The 18,348-nt window shown below is 34.0% G+C and carries 16 protein-coding genes; 11 read left to right on the plus strand and 5 right to left on the minus strand.

The window, feature by feature from the left end; genetic code table 11:
- Window positions 1–25 precede the first annotated feature (25 nt).
- From NLJ00_RS22190 to NLJ00_RS22215, 6 genes are all read left to right on the plus strand, one after another.
- Entirely contained in the window at window positions 26–664 is a 639-nt protein-coding gene (locus NLJ00_RS22190) for a DUF4159 domain-containing protein (RefSeq protein ID WP_180858682.1), read from the plus strand.
- A gap of 11 nt (window positions 665–675) precedes the next feature.
- Window positions 676–1,170 carry a TrmH family RNA methyltransferase gene (locus NLJ00_RS22195; protein WP_180858684.1) on the plus strand — a complete coding sequence of 165 codons (495 nt, stop codon included), beginning with the start codon at window positions 676–678 and terminating at the stop codon, window positions 1,168–1,170.
- A gap of 312 nt (window positions 1,171–1,482) precedes the next feature.
- Window positions 1,483–2,445 carry a zinc metalloprotease gene (locus tag NLJ00_RS22200; protein ID WP_180858686.1) on the plus strand — a complete coding sequence of 321 codons (963 nt, stop codon included), beginning with the start codon at window positions 1,483–1,485 and terminating at the stop codon, window positions 2,443–2,445.
- A 112-nt stretch (window positions 2,446–2,557) separates the two neighbouring features.
- Complete coding sequence (locus NLJ00_RS22205) at window positions 2,558–3,649, plus strand: AI-2E family transporter (protein WP_180858689.1); 1,092 nt, start codon at window positions 2,558–2,560, stop codon at window positions 3,647–3,649.
- 2 nt (window positions 3,650–3,651) lie between these two features.
- Window positions 3,652–4,833, plus strand: coding sequence for a THUMP-like domain-containing protein (locus tag NLJ00_RS22210; protein ID WP_180858691.1), 1,182 nt, complete (start codon window positions 3,652–3,654; stop codon window positions 4,831–4,833).
- An 8-nt stretch (window positions 4,834–4,841) separates the two neighbouring features.
- Window positions 4,842–5,408 (plus strand): hypothetical protein, encoded by a 567-nt coding sequence (locus NLJ00_RS22215; protein ID WP_053470195.1) that lies wholly within the window; start codon window positions 4,842–4,844, stop codon window positions 5,406–5,408.
- On the opposite strand, the gene NLJ00_RS22220 is transcribed toward NLJ00_RS22215, so the two are convergent.
- The gene (locus NLJ00_RS22220) at window positions 5,409–6,062 is read right to left on the minus strand and encodes a M15 family metallopeptidase (protein ID WP_256635442.1); all 654 of its coding nucleotides are present in this window, start codon (window positions 6,060–6,062) and stop codon (window positions 5,409–5,411) included.
- A gap of 77 nt (window positions 6,063–6,139) precedes the next feature.
- On the opposite strand from NLJ00_RS22220, the gene NLJ00_RS22225 reads away from it, so the two are divergent.
- Window positions 6,140–7,891, plus strand: coding sequence for a CocE/NonD family hydrolase (locus NLJ00_RS22225; RefSeq protein ID WP_256635443.1), 1,752 nt, complete (start codon window positions 6,140–6,142; stop codon window positions 7,889–7,891).
- A gap of 9 nt (window positions 7,892–7,900) precedes the next feature.
- Here NLJ00_RS22225 and NLJ00_RS22230 read toward each other — a convergent pair whose 3' ends face one another.
- On the minus strand, window positions 7,901–10,177 hold the full coding sequence (locus tag NLJ00_RS22230) for a polyprenyl synthetase family protein (protein ID WP_256635444.1): 2,277 nt from the start codon (window positions 10,175–10,177) through the stop codon (window positions 7,901–7,903).
- A 312-nt stretch (window positions 10,178–10,489) separates the two neighbouring features.
- A complete protein-coding gene (locus tag NLJ00_RS22235) occupies window positions 10,490–11,593 on the minus strand; it encodes a fatty acid desaturase family protein (RefSeq protein ID WP_256635445.1) in 1,104 nt (367 codons plus the stop codon).
- Between the two features lie 297 nt (window positions 11,594–11,890).
- On the opposite strand from NLJ00_RS22235, the gene NLJ00_RS22240 reads away from it, so the two are divergent.
- Entirely contained in the window at window positions 11,891–13,666 is a 1,776-nt protein-coding gene (locus tag NLJ00_RS22240; RefSeq protein WP_256635446.1) for a glycoside hydrolase family 9 protein, read from the plus strand.
- Window positions 13,667–13,694: 28 nt separating this feature from the next.
- A complete protein-coding gene (locus tag NLJ00_RS22245) occupies window positions 13,695–14,462 on the plus strand; it encodes a ThuA domain-containing protein (protein ID WP_256635447.1) in 768 nt (255 codons plus the stop codon).
- A 10-nt stretch (window positions 14,463–14,472) separates the two neighbouring features.
- Here the strand turns inward: NLJ00_RS22245 and NLJ00_RS22250 are convergent, their stop codons facing one another.
- On the minus strand, window positions 14,473–15,294 hold the full coding sequence (locus NLJ00_RS22250; protein WP_256635448.1) for a phospholipase A: 822 nt from the start codon (window positions 15,292–15,294) through the stop codon (window positions 14,473–14,475).
- A gap of 274 nt (window positions 15,295–15,568) precedes the next feature.
- Between NLJ00_RS22250 and NLJ00_RS22255 the strand changes: the two genes are divergently transcribed.
- Window positions 15,569–16,021 (plus strand): hypothetical protein, encoded by a 453-nt coding sequence (locus tag NLJ00_RS22255; RefSeq protein ID WP_123924567.1) that lies wholly within the window; start codon window positions 15,569–15,571, stop codon window positions 16,019–16,021.
- 79 nt (window positions 16,022–16,100) lie between these two features.
- The gene (locus tag NLJ00_RS22260; RefSeq protein ID WP_256635449.1) at window positions 16,101–17,534 is read left to right on the plus strand and encodes a Dyp-type peroxidase; all 1,434 of its coding nucleotides are present in this window, start codon (window positions 16,101–16,103) and stop codon (window positions 17,532–17,534) included.
- 80 nt (window positions 17,535–17,614) lie between these two features.
- Here NLJ00_RS22260 and NLJ00_RS22265 read toward each other — a convergent pair whose 3' ends face one another.
- Window positions 17,615–18,013 (minus strand): hypothetical protein, encoded by a 399-nt coding sequence (locus tag NLJ00_RS22265; protein WP_256635450.1) that lies wholly within the window; start codon window positions 18,011–18,013, stop codon window positions 17,615–17,617.
- Window positions 18,014–18,348: the final 335 nt, after the last annotated feature.

Raw genomic sequence — 18,348 nt, forward strand, 5'->3', positions numbered from 1 at the left:
ACGACAAAAAAAAACATACAATTACATGAAAAAAATATTTTACCTGTTTTTACTTTTTTCAATCTCATCCTTTTCTCAGGAAATTGCTTTGCTTAAATACAGCGGCGGCGGCGATTGGTATGCAAACCCAACATCGTTGCCTAATTTAATTCGTTTTTGCAATTCTACTATAAATACCAGAATAAAAGCAAAACCATCGACAGTTGAGCCAAGTAATCCTGATTTACTTTCTTATCCGTTTGTACACATGACCGGACACGGAAATGTTGTTTTCAGCGATTCTGACATAACCAATCTTAGAAATTATTTATACGGAGGCGGTTTTCTTCATATTGATGATAATTACGGAATGGATCAATACATTCGAAAAGAAATCAAAAAAATATTCCCGAATAATAATTTAGTTGAAATTCCTGCAAATCACGCGATTTTTCAAAAACCATTTCCGTTCCCAAACGGATTACCAAAAATTCACGAACATGACGGAACCCGTCCGCAGGCGTTTGGAATTTTTGTAGAGAATAAATTGGTTTTATTATATACTTACGAATGCGATTTAGGTGACGGCTGGGAAGATCCAGAAGTACATAATGATCCGGCAAATGTTCGTGACAAGGCTTTAAAAATGGGCGCTAACATTATCAATTATATTTTTACCAATTAAACTTTTTAAAAGTGCAGCTTACTCACGAAGAAAATCAATTTGAGCGAAAAACATTTCCTATAACTCTGGTTTGCGATCATATTTATTTTCAGCAAAACATAGGTTCGCTTTTTAGAATTTCTGAGGCTTTTGGTGTCGAAAATATTATTTTTCTTGGAAAAGATATTCCGCTTACGCCGAGAAAAATCAACAAAACTTCCCGCAGTACACATCTTCATGTACCGCATCAAATTATAGAAGAAACTTCAGAATTAATTACTTATTTACAGCAAAACAATTTCGAAGTTATTGCGTTAGAAATTACAAGCAATAGCAAACCTCTAAGAGAAGTTGCGATTCCAAACAAAAAAACGGCACTTATAATTGGAAGTGAAATTGATGGCATTTCAGATGAACTTTTAAAAATCTGCGATCAAATTGTGCACATTAATATGTTTGGAAAAAATTCCAGTATGAATGTTGTGCAGGCTGCCAGTATTGCGTTATACGAAATCACTTCTTTATAGTCTTTAACATAAAAATGCACTTTTCTAAAAAACGTAGAAATACGTAGGAAAAACGTTAAAACTTAGATAAACGTTTTAGTAAAAGGTTAAATTTCAATATAATTATAGTTTTTTTACTCTTAAAATATTCATAAATAAGAATTTACATCATAAAAATAATTTTAACTTTTTTGTAGGAACTAGACTATACAAGGGATTGCGAAATTTCTCAAAAATAATTCCATATAAAAATTTGGCTACAAAATGATTTTGTTATAAAATTGCGATCTGGTTAACCAAAACTATTATTTTATAACAAAAAACCCCGTTATTATGAAAAAAGTTATTATTACTGCATTTACAGCACTAGTGCTGTTTTCTTGTCAAAACGATCAAACTGCTGACTCAAGCGGATCTGAAGCAGCTGCTGCAAAAGCAACTCTTCGCTCTTGTGCAACTCAGGATGTTTTAGAAGCTCAGTTAAAAGCTGATCCAACTTTAGCGATCAGAATGAACGAAATTGAAGCTTTTACAAACAAAACTTTACTTACAGGGAAACTTGTAAATGGTAAAATTCAAATTCCTGTTGTAGTAAACGTTTTGTACAGAACAACTGCAGAGAATATCTCAAATGCTCAAATTCAATCTCAAATTGATGTTCTAAACAAAGATTTCAACGCACAAAACTCTGATTATAACAGCGTACCGGCTCTTTTTGCAGGTGTTAAAGCTAATGTTGGAATTTCATTTGTTTTAGATCAGGTTATTAGAAAATCTACAACTAAAACTTCTTGGGGAACTAATGATGCCATGAAAAAAACGGCTCAGGGCGGTTTAGCGCCAACTTCTCCTACTACAAAGCTTAATTTATGGGCTTGTACTATTGGAGGCGGAATTTTAGGCTACGCACAATTTCCTGGAGGAGCTTCTTCTACAGATGGAGTTGTAATTGATTCTAAATATTTCGGATTGTCTGGTTCTGCAAATGCTCCTTATAACTTAGGAAGAACTGGTACTCACGAAGTTGGGCACTGGATGAACTTACGTCACATTTGGGGAGATGCAACTTGCGGAAGCGATTTAGTTTCAGATACACCTACTCACAACACTGCAAACTATGGTATTCCTGCTTATCCTCACTACAGTACTTGTTCTGGTACTCCGGTAGAAATGACAATGAACTACATGGATTACACTGATGATGCTGGAATGTATATGTTCTCTAACGGACAGAAAAACAGAATGGCTGCTATCTTCGTAAGTGGAGGTGCAAGATATTCTTTTGGACAGCCATAATTTTAGACAGTCTTAAAATACCTTATAAAGCGAGATGGAAACATCTCGCTTTTTTATTTTAAAGCGGGAATATTAAAAGGTTTTTCCTATTTTTATAGTCTAAAATTTAAATATGATAACATCAAAAACTATTTCTAACGGAATCTTGAGAGCATTAGCTACCATATTAATAATTGGTATTGTTTTATACTTTCTGTACGAAATACAAACTGTAATTGTTTACTTGTGTATTTCTTTGATATTATGCCTAATATCAAATCCGCTGGTTTTGTTTTTAAAGAATAAATTAAAATTCAAAGATTCGCTTGCCGCGACGACCGCCATTGTAATTTTTATTTTATTAATGGTTGGCTTTATCTTTTTGTTTGTTCCGTTAATTATTTCTCAGGCCAATAATTTATCGCTTTTAGATACGAATCAATTGCAGACACAATTTATGGAAACAGAGCAAAGTATTGAAACCTACTTTAATATCCAGCATTTTGATTTAAATAAAGTATTGAGAGATTCAAAAGTTACTTCGATGTTGAATTTCAGTTATTTTACCGGTTTTATCAATTCGATTTTGAACTTTATGGCTGATATGGGAATGGGATTAGTTTCGGTATTCTTCATTACTTTTTTCTTTATTAAAGATCAGGATGATTTTAAATCTACAGCCAGAAAATTACTCCCAGATTCAAATGAAGACAAAATCATAAATTCTATCACCAAGATAAATCATATGTTGACCCGCTATTTTATTGGGCTTTTGCTTCAATTAACGGTTGTATTTATTCTTTATCTGATTGTTTTGGTCATTTTTGGAAACAAAAATGCTTTTGTAATTGCGTTTTTATGTGCTGTTTTAAATATCATTCCATATATCGGGCCGATTATTGGAACTATTTTAGCTGCGCTTTTAACTATGATCAGCTTAATTGGTCAGGATTTTAGATCGGAAATTTTACCAACTACTATTTATGTTGTAATTGGATTTTTAGTGGTTCAGGCAATCGATAATAATATCAGCCAGCCTATAATTTCATCAAAAAGTGTAAATTCGCACCCGCTGGAAATATTCCTGATTACTTTAATTAGCGGCATTACCTTTGGAATTGTGGGAATGATTATCGCAGTTCCGCTTTTTACCATGATAAAAGTAATTTTAAAAGAATTTTTTCCGGATAACAAAATTATATCTGTTTTAACCGAAAGAATTTAGCTTTGAACACTTCTATTTTAAGTAAAAATATTCAAGATTTTATAACACTGAATAGCAGTGAATCCATTACAAAATTAGCGCTTCAAAAAAATCCTTTTCCTGAGGTGGATTGGATTTTAATTTTAAACCAAATTGAAGCGAAGTCAAAAGCAAAAGACAAATTACCAACCTGGTTTTCGACGGAAGATATTATTTATCCGAGTAAAATTTCTGTAGAGCAGACTTCTTCTGAAAAAACGGCGGCTTATAAAGCTTCTTTGATTTCGGGAGAAAGTTTAATTGATCTTACAGGAGGTTTTGGTGTTGATGATTATTATTTTTCCAAACAGTTTAAAACTATTGCACATTGCGAAATAAACGAAGATTTATCTGCAATTGTAAAACATAACTTCAAACAATTAGGTGTTGAAAACTGCAGTTTTTATGCCGAGGATTCTGCCAATGTTTTAAATAATTTAAACCAAAAATGGGATTGGATCTACATTGATCCTTCGAGAAGAAATGATGCAAAAGGCAAAGTTTTTATGCTTAAGGATTGTCTGCCAAATGTTCCCGAATCTTTAGATTTTTATTTTGAAAAGGCTGATTCTATTTTAATTAAAACCGCGCCTTTATTAGATATTTCTGCTGGTTTATCTGAATTGAAATTTGTAAAAAACATTCATATTATCGCACTCGAAAATGAGGTTAAAGAATTGCTTTTTGAAATTCATAAAAACTATTTAGGCAATATAACTTTAAAAACGGCTAATATTTTAAAAGATAAAATAGAAACGTTTGAATTTGTTTTAGGAGATGATATTTCATTTCCAACTTATCATCTTCCACAAAAATATCTTTACGAAGCTAATTCTGCAATAATGAAATCAGGCGGATTTGATGAAGTAAGCACAATATTCCAAATCAATAAACTGCATAAACATTCCCATTTATATACTTCTGATGATTTAATTGATTTTCCGGGACGCCGTTTTGAGATTGAGAAAGTAATTTCATACAGCAAAAATGAGATGAAAACAGAGCTTTTAAATCAGCAGGCAAACGTTACAACCCGCAACTTTCCTGAAACTGTAGAAAACATTCGGAAGAAATGGAAAATAAAAAATGGAGGAAATATTTATTGTTTTTTTACAACAGATAAAAATGAAAGCAAAATAGTTTTAATTTGCAGAAAAATAATCTAAATCTAAAAATGAAACAACTAATTACTCTAACTCTTTTTTTATTAACCTTTACTGCATTTGCCCAAAAACCTTGTGAATACAGTGCCAATGTAACGGACTCGATTGGAACTTATAAAGTAACTAATGAATATTTGATTAGTGAGAAAAACTTTGGCGGTACTTTTAGTTATGTTTTCTTTTCGCTTGCGCAGACTGACGGTTTACCTACTTTAAATTTACAGCTTATCCAAAAAAGCAAAGACTTTATAAAAGCGAATTGTTTTGATAAAAATTCTAAAGTTTATTTGCAATTAGAAAACGGAAAAATTGTTACGCTGCTGCATATTAATCAGGAAAACTGCGGTACTTTAATTCGCGACGACAAAGGTTTTGACAATCGTGTAAACACCGGGATTTTTATGTTTATGAAAGATAATTATGAAGACCTAAAAACTTCGCCTGTTTTGATTATGCGAATTAAATATCTTACGGATACAGAAGATTATATTGTAAAAAGAGAATTAGTTTCTGAAATGAATAACAAAACGTATCAACCGAATACGTATTTCATGCAGAATATCAGATGCGTTGAGTAATTATTCGCAATTCCATTTTTGATTCGCAACCGGGTCTTTTAATCCGGTTTTTAAATTATAATGCCACCATTCTGAATCAAACGAATTGAAACCGTTCTGGATCATTATTTTTTTAAGAAATTTTCGATTTGCTAAAACTTTTTTAGAAAATTTAGTGTAATTGTGACCAGCTTCCGGACCAAAAAAGTCAAAAGCAGTTCCCATTTCAATTTCTTTTCCGTTTGTATCGACTAATGAAATATCTACGGCTCCTCCTCTATTGTGGATGGAGCCTTTTTTTGGATCTGCCACATACTCCGGATTCGAGACAATCGCCCACATTTTCTGCTGAATCGATAAAGGCCTGTAACAATCGTACAACTTTATTTTATATCCCTTTTTGATAAAATCTTTATTGGCCGCCACTAAAGCTTTTACGGTTTTTAATCGCAAAAAACATTCTGCACAATCATATACTTTTGCCTTCAGGAAATTATCTTCTGTGGCATATTTCATGTCATAAATAAAATCTTTGCTGTAATCTTTTAAGTTTACAAAACTTGTATCTTCAATGGTATGCTGCACAGGTTCTGCATACGATTCATTTTGTGCTTTTGCAGAAATTCCAAAGCAAAAACATATTAAAAAAAATGAAGATTTGATAAAATGTAACATGAAGTTATAATTTGAGTCATTATTGAAGTAAATATATAAATTTATAATTAAATTCGTTTAACTAAAAAACTTACAAAATGATGAGCAGGAAAGCATTGTTTTTATTTCTGAGTTTATTTTTTACGATCTGCGGGCTTTCTGCCCAACAGACAAAAGCCTCAAAATTAGCAAGTAACGAAAGTGATTATGATATTCAGGACAGTGTTTCGATTACAACGCGAGACGGTGCGATATTATCTGCAATGGTTGCCCGAAAAAAGAATGATAAAGATGCAAAACCAGTTATTCTTCAATACACGATTTATGTTCGTGATAAAGGCAGGGATCTTAAAACTATAAAAGAATCTGTTGATAACGGTTATACAGGTGTAATTGTCTATGCTCGCGGAAAGCGTTTTAGCCCAAACGAAATTAATCCGTATGAAAATGAAAGCAGCGATGCTTATGATGCAATTGACTGGATCAGTAAACAAAAATGGTGTAACGGAAGCGTTGGAATGTATGGCGGAAGTTATAACGGTTTTACGCAATGGGCGGCTTGTAAAAAGATGCATCCGGCGCTTAAAACAATTGTTCCTTATGTTGCCAACAGACCCGGAATGGGATTACCAATGGAAAATAATGTTTTTGTAAATCCCAATTACGAATGGGCTTTTTATGTGGGAAACAATAAATATCTTGATACGGTTACCAATAATAACAGACCTCGTTTTAGAGGATTAAAATTTAGATGGTGGGAAGCTGGCACAGCATATAAAACATTAGACAGTATTGATGGCGAACCAAACCGATGGTTTCAAAAATGGATAAAACATCCTTCATTTGATGATTACTGGCAGAAAATGGCACCTTATAAAAATGATTTTTCACAGATTAATATTCCGGTTTTAGCTTTTGATGGTTATTATAATGATTCTCAAAACTCTAGTTTATATTATTTGAAAGAGCTTCAAAAGTACAGTCCTAAAACGCCTTTTTATCTTGTAATTGGCCCTTATGGACATTTTGGAACTCAAATAGGCGGCGAAGCTATTTTAAATGATTACAAAGTCGACTCCAATGCATTAATCGATATTAAAAAAATTACGTATCAATGGTTTGATTTTATTTTGAAGAATGGCACTAAACCTGAAATTTTAAAAGATAAAATCAATTATGAAGTTATGGGCGCGAATGAATGGAAAAGTGCTCCGTCATTCGAAAAAATGCACAATAATTTCCTGACTTTTTATTTAACAGCAAATAAATCAGGAGATTTCCATTTAGCCGATTCTCAAAAACCTAAGAAAAAAGAATTTCTATCGCAGGAAGTTGATTTTGCAGACCGACAAACGAGTAATAACAATTATTATCCAAGTCCGATTATTCAAAAAGAAGTCAGCAAATATGATGGATACTTTTTTATAAGCGAACCGCTAAAAGAAGCTTTAATTGTAAACGGATCATTTTTGGGAGAAATCAAATGCAGCATCAATAAAAAAGATATGGATCTGGGCGTAACACTTTATGAGGTTACGCCAAATGGCGAATATTTTCATTTATCCTATTACATTGGCCGCGCGAGTTATGCAAAAGATATTGAAAAAAGACAGCTTTTAGAACCTGATAAAATGCAAACGATTTCCTTCACCAATACTCATTTTGTGAGTAAACAACTAAGCAAAGGAAGCCGTTTATTGATTTCTGTTAACGTAAATAAAAATCCGTTTTCGCAGTTAAATTACGGAACCGGAAAAGAAGTAAGCGATGAAACGATTCTGGATGCAAAAGTGCCTTTGCAGATAAAATGGTATAATGATAGTTTTGTAAAAATTCCGGTCTTGAAATAACTTTAAAAATCATTCCTTTTTTAAGGCATACCAGCCAAAAGCCCGTAATCTTACTTTAAAAAAGGAATCCGGCAGGATTTGATCAAGCTTTTTCCATGCAGTTTCTACAAGTTCATCTGCTTCTTGCCTGCACGCTTCAATGGCTCCGCAATCTTGCAATAGATGAATTACAGATGCAATTACCGCCCTGTCCGTTGGCAGTGTCTGAATGGTTTCCCATACATATTCGCGTTGATTTAAAGGCATTAATCCCATTGATTTTGCCACTGGCATGGTTATTTTTCCTGCTGTAATATCTTCTCCTTTATCTTTAAGATTATTTTCATATCCTTCAAGATTCAGTACATCATCCATTATTTGGTAAGCAACACCAATTGCTTCTAAAAAACTGCTGAGTGCTTCTATTTCTTCTGGTTTTCCACCTCCTATTAATCCTCCCAGTTTGGCTAATGTACAGGCGGGCGTTGCCGTTTTTAATCTGTGTATAGTATAAATTCTATTCTCAAGTGTTGAACTATTGCCTTTGTTTACAGTCTCTGGCATAAGATCATGAAGCCCGCTGATATCCATTGCCTGTCCTGCATGTGCCGCACGCATCATTTCAAAATACAATTCATAAACTTTTATCCTAATATTGTCAGGAAGTTTAGGTTCTTGCATGAATAATTCTGAAATAAAATAACTTGCATTACCTGCATTAATTGCCAGTGCCTCTCCATAAAGATGATGCAAAGCAGTGCCTCCTCTGCGTGTGTCTGATCTGTCTTGTACATCATCTACAATTAGTGATCCTGTATGTATCAATTCCGGCATTGCCAGCCAGTCCATAAACGGATTAGAATTTCCGCCTACACTATCGATAGAGGCTAAAAACACATACGACCGCCAGGCTTTTTTACTACGGTCTACAATTTCCCTGATAGGTTTTATAACTGATGAAACATATTGCTCTTTATCGGCAGTACTCAAAAAAGAAACACCAAGAGGACTATTAATCAACTTGTGAAACTGTTCATCACTAGGATCTAAAGGCATTAAAGATTCTACCGATTTCTGAGTAGTATCGCCTACTGCTTTTAAAAAACTTTCGATGTTTGTTTTGGTACTAAATCCGTTTCTTTCGATATAACCCTGACCTGAAACTTCTGTATCCATAAATTTTCCTTCGGCACTTATACTACCTTCCCAAAATGCGGGCGCAGAAAGAATAGTAATAAATTCCTGTTCGGGAAAATCTGCAGTTATAGAAAGAAAAATATTAAGCTGTGGTATTTCTATTTTCCAGGAAACAGGATAGGATATAAAAGTTCGGGCACTTGTCCAATACTTTTCAGGTATAAATGAATACTGTTCTGCGTTTGTTCTTTTGCCATCAGGATCTATTATAATTATATTGCCTCCGGCGTGTTCTCCATTTTTTGTGTTGTCAAAAAGATCATAACCAGATAACTGATACCCATTATCTAACTGAAGTGCAATCCAGTTCCAGTCCATTTCATGCTTAAATTCAAATGTTGAAGTTTCATCCGCCGGTCTGCTAAATTCATGGTCGTACCAGCCGCTTCCTTCTACTTCATAAACCGTATTACCAATTTGAATTTCTCCACTTACTTCGCACTTTGGAATAAAATAATAGAACATTTCTTCTTTCCTTATTCCGCTTATAACTCCATCATCTCCATGTCGAACCGGTTTTGTTAAGGGAATAAATGAAAGTTTACACACAATTTCATTTAAAGGATTTTCAAGCTTTAAATGATAATTTCCTTGTTCGTTTTTTTTAAAGGAGTTTTCGTCATATTCAAGAGAAAGATTATTTATACCAATATTTGCAGGCTGTTTAAGAAGTCTGTCCGGCAGCGGCGTATTTCCTTTTTCATATACTTCTTTTAGTGCACGTCGAATCCATCTGCTTCCTTCATTTTTTTCTTCGGCCTTTTTGATCGTTTTTAATGCTTGCGCAGGTGTAGTTGGATCTAAAAGAGAATCCATGTAATATTTCTCTTCATTTTTATCTGACAATGACCAGATTACAGAATGGGTATAGTTTAGGTTTCCTGTAGTTTCATCTTTTACTGCCACTCTAAAAAAAGACGAAAATAAAGATATTTGTTTACCATCTTTAGAAGTCAGATGGCAATTTTGATACCACCATTCAATCAGTGATTCATGGTGCGGGAGATCATGAACGCTTAAATCTATTGGTCCGTCAGCAGGCCACGTCGAAGGGTAATGATAAACTATTTCTTCAAGATTTGTTTGTTGTGCATAGGTTTCTTTTTTCATTGTGTTAGATTATTAGTTATTAAAAACAATATTCTATCCCGCTTTTCGAATTCTTATCGATAACGAAAACAGTATTGAAATGAATGCTGTACCACAACTCAAAACAGGCAACGCTACTTACTTTTACTAAGCTGCAATAAAAAACCAACGCTATTTTATTAAAGCGTGATTTTGTAAGAATAAAGTTAATGTATTTAAATTGATTTTACACCCGTAGATTTACGTGTATTTTACTGAATAACAGAAAATTAACAACAAACAAATATAAATCAATTGATTATTGATTTCTGTAAGTAAGAAGTAATCAAAACTTTAAATCTCTCCTGTCATTAAAATATTTTCTTTAACACCTTTATTTTTCAGCATTCTGAAGTGCGAGCGCACGGCATGATAAAAAGGATATGAGGTATACGGAAGATCATATTCCTGGGCATATTTTATTATTATTGGCGTAATGTAGGGATAATAAGTATGTCCTACACCCGGAAAAAGATGATGTGCTACATGATGCGTAAAACCTCCGTATAAAAAATTAGCCAGTTTGCTGTTAGTACTAAAATCTTTTGTAACAATCATTTGATGTAAAGCCCAGGTTGCAGATAAATTTCCATCTTTATCTGTTCCGGGGAAATTGGCATCTTCATCAACATGTGTAGAAACTAATGCGACAACTCCCAAAACGCTTCCGAATAAATGCATGGAAAACCAACCTGCCAAAACTAAATACCAAGGCTGATTGAGCAAAATCATAGGAACAAAAAGAATATAAAACAGGTTTAAAATTTTTGCTGCAAATAATATAAAGATCTGCTTTCGCGGAATGGTGTCTACAATCTTTTTGACGTAATTGTTTTTCTTTCCAAAAAAATCTTTAAAATCCCGAATATAAATCCAGTTTAAACTGTAAAGCGGATAAATAAACCACATATAAATGTGCTGGTATTTATGATATTTAAGCACAGGACTGTTTGGAAAAATCCTGATAATATCGCTTTGTTTGATATCAATATCCCAATCGGGAACGTTTGGATAAGCATGATGCAGATTGATATGGCGACGCATCCAGAGCCAGTGATTGCTGCCGAAAAGTTCTAAAACATACAAGAACCATTCGTTGTGTTTTGCTCTTTTAAATAAAGCTCCGTGCGCAGCATCATGAAAGGCATTTATAAAAAGTACAATCATGGTAAAACCACACAGAATATAAAAAAGGAAAAGTAAAGGCGCGCTGTTTCCAAAAAATAAAATACAGCTATAAAATAAAAAAAACAAAACCAAAAGACCTAAAGACTTTATAACATTTAAAAGGTACAATGATGAATTTTGCAATACCGTTTCGGTGACTTCGTTGCGCATTTTTCTAAAAAAATCATCAGTACCAGCTCTAAGATAAACCGGGCGTTTTAATTTTTCCATAATCACTATTGCTAGAAATTGTCATATCAAATTTAATAAAAAAAAGTTAAAACTCACGATTTCAAAACATTACAAACAAAATAAATGATGGAAATTTTTCTATAAGAAATTATATGGGAGTTTATTGTTTGTAGTAAAAAGCACATCAAATACACATCATTTTTATCTTGATTTTATTTACAATCGCAGTAAAAATAAGTTTCTATAGTTATTCCTAACTTTTTAATGAAAATTAGACGATTAGAAAAGTAGTATAAACTTTCACTTTTTCGTATTTTGCTTTATAAAAAATAAACTATGCTAAAACTCCGTCAACAACTAAGATATCTCATAATAATGCTGTTTCTTTCTGTAATGGCTTATAGTAAACCCAGAATTTATGTAAACCAGGTTGGTTTTGATCCGAAAAGTCCCAAAATAGCCATTATAGCATATCCCAGTAATCTTAGTGAAAATGCATCTTTTGATGTTGTTGATACTCAAACTCATAAAACAGTGTTTACAGCATTAATTGGCAAACCGCAAAATGTGGACGACTGGAAGCTTGGTGAAAAATTTTATAAGGCTGATTTCTCTTCTTTTCAAAAACCCGGAACGTATAAAATTACTTTTAAAGTTGCAGATCAAATTTCTACTTCGGCTAGTTTTTCTATTGAAGAAAATATACTTGCAAAACGAGTTATTTCATCAATAGTTCACTATTACAATAAACAAAGAGCCAATACGCCCGAAGAACTGGAAGCAGATAAAAACATAATTTTATACGGCAGTACAAAAACAGTAGATGTTCGCGGCGGATGGTGTGATGCATCTGGCGATGTGAGTAAATATTTTTCGCATTTGGCTTATGCTAATTTTGTATCGCCGCAGCAAACACCTTTAGTGACCTGGTCGCTTATTAATACTTCAGAAACACTTCCGAAACAGTTGACGCAATGGAAAATAAAAGATTCCCTAGATAACGAAGCGATTTGGGGAGCAGATTATATGATGCGCTGTTTATCAAATGAGGATTATTTTTATATGATCGTTTTCAGCTATTTTGATAAAAATCCTGCTGCCAGAAGAATTGTAGGTTTAAAGGCAAATAGTGTAACGACAGACGAATATCAAAGTGCTTTTCGCGAAGGCGCAGGAATGGCAATTGCTTCGCTAGCCAGAATTTCACAATGGAAGAAAAACGGTGATTTTACCTCTCAGCAATATTTAGACGGGGCAAAACGTGCTTATGCACATCTTTTAGTAAACAATACTAAATATGATGATGACGGAAAAGAAAATATTATTGATGATTATTGCGCTTTAATGGCTGCAACAGAATTATGGATTGCAACCAATGATAATTTCTATAAAGACGAAGCCAGAAAATGGGCACACAATCTTGAAAACCGAATGACCGATCAGGGCTGGTTTAGAAGTAATGATGGAAATCGTCCGTTTTGGCATGCTGCAGATGCAGGTTTACCAATAGTTTCTTTGACAAGATATTTGAAAAAAGAAACCGACAGCAACGAAATAAAGAATGCCAAAAATGTGATCAAAAAGGCTTTAGAATATAATTTAGCTGTTACCAATAATGTAGAAAATCCGTTTGGTTATGCACGCCAAAGTTTCTTGTTTAACGGCAAAGTACAAGATGGCTTTTTTATTCCGCATGATAATGAAACCGGCTGGTGGTGGCAGGGAGAAAATGCCCGATTAGCATCGCTGGCAACAGCTGCAATTGAAGGCGGAAAAGTAGTTGCGGTAAAAAATAATGGCGCTGAGAAAAAACCGCTTGATTTATATGCTTCACAGCAATTATCATGGATTTTAGGATGCAATCCTTATTCTGTATGTTTTTTATATGAATTTGGAGAAGAAAATGTCCCGTATATGCATTCTAATTACGGTCACGGATCTGAAAAAGGCGGAATTTCTAACGGAATTACGGGCAAAGAAGGAAATCCAGACGGCTCCGGAATTGATTTTAAAATGGATGTTGACGGCAATGATGAATGGCGCTGGACAGAACAATGGATTCCGCATTCAGCTTGGTTTTTACAAGCAATTACTGCATTGGCAGACAAATAAAATTTAGATAAAAAACTTGAATTATTAGATGAAAAATTTTCTAATCCTATTTATAACAATCTTCGTTTTTCAGGTGGATTGTACCGCACAGAAATCAAAAAAATCTAAGTTTAAAGCTTTGGTTTTGTATGAAAACGGCGGACATCATTTAGCCTTTTCCCAAGCCGCTAAACCGTGGCTGAACAAACTGGCAGCCGACAGCAGTTTTACAATTGATTATATTGAAAACACGACTAAAATTAATGATGCTTTTTTAAAACAATATAAGGTTTTTATTCAGCTGGATTATCCTCCATATACCTGGAGCGAGGAATCTATGAAAGCATTTGAAAAATATATGAACGACGGCAAAGGCGGATGGGTTGGTTTGCATCACGCTACTTTACTGGGCGAATTTGATGGTTACCCAATGTGGAAATGGTTTTCTGATTTTATGGGAGGAATACGTTTTGAAAATTATATTGCCACTTTTGCGAATGCGAAAGTAAATATTGAAGATAAATCTCATCCTGTAACCAAAGGAATTTCATCTCAATTTTTGATCAAAAAAGAAGAATGGTATACGTACAATAAAAGTCCGCGAGCGAATGTTCATGTATTAGCTTCTGTAGATGAAACTACTTACGACCCTAATTCAGAAATTAAAATGGGCGATCATCCGGTTGTGTGGACAAACGACCATTTTAAATCCCGAAACGTTTATATTTTTATGGGACATTCTCCAGAATTGTTTGAGAATGAAGCTTACACTACTCTTTTGAGAAATTCTATTTTTTGGGCAGCGAGTAAAAAATGATTTTTCTGCTTTAAAAAATTCCCATATTTTCAGGTTTGATCGTAAATCCTAAACGCACCATACTTTTGTGTTCCTGATAATCTATTAAACTTTCGGTATAACCTACAAACCATTGCAGCGTGAGATAATAATTTTCATGCTTAAAAGGCCTCCAGTTTACCTGTGTCTGTAAAGAGCCGTAATTGATAAGTCCACTTCCCTTTCTAAACAAAATATCGGCACTCCAGCGTCCGGGTTGTATTTGATACGTTGCGCTGGCTTCGCCGTAACCTACATATTTGGTCAATTCAGGATTATCTCCTTTATCAACAAGCGGAATCCATCCTCTGATTCCCACAGTCCATCGCGGAGAAACCTGCGACTTTAAGGAAAAAGCAAGCATATTCCATGTTCTGGAATAAATAGAATCTCTTCCGTTTGATTCATGCTCTAAGGAAATTGTTCCGTAAGTCAGCCTTCCTCCTTTTAAATAAAACGGACGTACAACGGCAAAACCGGGATTAAAATTGATTTCAGAAAATGGTTTTGAGTTGGCGTAAATGTCCCAAAACGCTTTTTGAGTATACATTAAATAAGGGAAAAAACCACCCACCCACGGTTTTGAAGTTAATCGCAGTTTAAAACTGATCTGGTATTTTACGTCGGCAGAGTTTCGGGTAATTGCTTCATTTACGGGTACGCCGGTTAAAAAATAATTGTCTCTGTGAACAGAAAAGCTGGATTCTTTTAACAGTGAATCTGCGGCGCGGAAATTCTTTTTTTCTTCTACAATTTGTGAATTTGCATTAATTGAAAACAAAACGATACAAGTCAATAGGTATTTAAAGTACATTCTTATAATTTAAGTTGAGGCGTATTTTTAATAATTAAATGTACTCTGTCTCGGTTAATGGTATTAACGCAATAAAAACAAGAGTTAACCCAATAAACTTAATCATAGAAATATCCCGCATAAAATCTCTTTTATGACTGATAATTCCCGTTTGGTGTCATTTTTTCCTAATGCCTTTTCTATCTCGAGTAATTTCGGCTTCAATCACCTCAATTACCCGCGATGCTGAAAACGGGAACAAAGAGTAAGCAAAATCCAAAAAACAGAATCTATTATGCAAACCGTGAATCCATTAACAATGTATGTTCCTATTTATCAAACTGATGAAGCACAGGCAACAGCTCAGACAGCTTATGAAAATTTTAATAATCCTATAACAAAAGCTTCTCTGGATAAAATGGCGATTGTGCATTATGCACGAATTGCCCTTGTACCTAATACTGACGGAAAAGGTATTGCGGGAATTTTAATTATTACAGAATTTGACGGAAATATGAATTCTTACTTAGAAGCATTTTTTAATAATTCGACTACTATTAGAGCCGCATTTATTTTAGTTATTACCTTATGGGCAAACAAACCGGCAGATTTCCCAACTAACCCGGACGATATTACATATACGATTTTCTCTAATTTTATTAATGAACGTAATCTTAGCCAGTCTCAGGATCTTTATTATGCTTATCCGCAATCTGTAAAGCAAATTGTAGCTAAGTTTTCTAAATAATAAATAAGAAAAAGTATTCATAATTACAGCTGTGTCATTTGATCCGGCTGTTTTTTTCTTTAACCCAAAACTTAATCTTATGAATTATACACAAACACCTCAGGCTGCAGCACCAGAATTAAGCGATATACAAGGCCTTATCATAAACGGTTATACGCATCCGTGTTCTGTACATATGCTTTTTAAATTCGATAACGACATTTCTAATTTAAAATATATTCAGGATTTTTTTAAGGATTTGCTTCCATACCTGCAAAGTGCAGAAGACTGGGGCGCTTTAAAACCTGAAATCATGTTGAATATTGGTCTTACGGCTAACGGAATTGAAATTGTAAAACCAAGTCTTAATGTTCAAAACTCCAGCTTTCCTTCTACGTTTAAAAAAGGCCCGTGGGATGTCAATAATGCACAGCAGTCTTTAGGAGATTATGGCACAGGTGCACCTGATCAATGGTGGAATCAAAAATTCAGCAATGAAGATGTGCATTGTGTGGTACATGCGTATGCAATGAACCCAACGGCACAGGAAAAAATCGTAGACATTATAACTGATGCCGCCCTGAAAAGTAACGAAATGGTTACGGAGTTGAAACCATTAGAGTCTGAAAGCGGAAGATTAGAACAATATCTATTAGTGCCATCCGATTATATTCATTTTCGTTACAGGGATTCAATTGATGAACCTAACTTGAATGATAATCCTGCGGGAAAAGATCAGCAAGACCTCAACAACTTTTTAATAGGTTACAGTACGCTTCCCAATCCAATTCCGGGGCCACTTTCAGGTCCAGAAGCTGCTTTTGCTAAAAACGGCTGTTATAATGCGTTTCGAATTTTGTATCAGGATGTTGAAGCTTTTAATAACTTTCTTGATACACAGGCAGAATCGATTGCACCGCAAATTAAAAACACGAAGGATTATGCAGAAGAATGGCTTGCTGCGAAAATGTGCGGAAGATGGAGAAATGGTTCTCCATTAGTACTTTCGCCAGACAAACCGGAACATGATACTTCTAAAGCTACTGATTTTGGTTATTTAAAAGATGATATGCAAGGGCTTAAATGTCCGTTTTCTGCACATACAAGAGTATCAAATCCACGTGATGAAGGTGTTGAAGTAGCTGGTTCAGATACGGTTCCGCGTATTATAAGACGAGGAATGCCGTATGGTCCGCCTTTATCAATTGATCCTAAAGCAGACCGCGGATTGATTGGTTTATTTCTTTGCGGAGATATAAGCAGTCAATTTGAAACGCTTTACGGATGGATTAACCTGAATAATTTCAGCAATGTTTTTGATCCTGCCGAAAATACGCCGCAAGATCCTTTGGTTGCGAATCGTATTGTGCCGCTACCGGGCAATATCGACCCTAATTTTACGATTCCTATGGAAGATGGAAACAACATTGTTATCGATGGGCCTCTGCCTCAATTTGTAGTAACCCGTGGAACGGCTTATTTGCTTCTTCCTTCTATTTCGGCACTTACTGCAATAGCAAATGGCGAAGCGTAAATAATTAGTTAAAAATTGTTGTTATAAAAAATAAAAACCATCTGCGCCTGCGGATGGTTTTTAGCTTTTAGTGGTTTTATTTACATCATAAAATACAGTGCTCTCTGCAGTATTTCGAGTTGTTTTTCGATCATGTTGGATATTACAAATTTCTTATCCGGTAATTTTGGAATGAGGCTGGAGGATTTCTTAAAATTGAATTTTAAATCCTGCAAAACTTCTATTTTGGTTTTTGAGGCATCTATTAAAAATAAACCTTTGATTTCGCCTATTAACGACATGCTGTTGTAAAGGTGTTTACTAAACAGGCAAACCATAAAATTTGCTTTTATACTTTCTAATTTGAAAAATTCTACGAGTTCCGAATACTCATAGATTACAAATACAGAATAATCGTATTGGTTTGATTTATTCTCGTTTTTCAATAAAAAAGAGTCTTCAGAAAATTCAAAGTCATTTTTAAATTTTCTTTTAAACATTTTTAAAAAAATCCCTTTATTGTCCCTAACTAAAACTCTTTTTTTTCTGATCATCTCTTAAGAATTAGCATTTAACTTTTCTTATAAATAAATTATATTTTAATAATACAGTGATAGAAAATTTCTTTGGAATATAAAATCAGAGCCACTTTTATATCATGAAATTTAAAAGATAAAAGGATATTTAAAACAAGAAATTAAAGAGTGTCTAAAGGTAGTACAACAATGAGGAATTAAGATAAATGTAAAAGGAAATGAGCCCAATAAATATCGAGCTCATTTTTATCTTATTTGGTTATAAATCGTGTAAACTTTTGAGTGCAGTTTATTTGTAG

This window comes from Flavobacterium panici (genome assembly GCF_024499525.1).
GTDB lineage: Bacteria > Bacteroidota > Bacteroidia > Flavobacteriales > Flavobacteriaceae > Flavobacterium > Flavobacterium panici.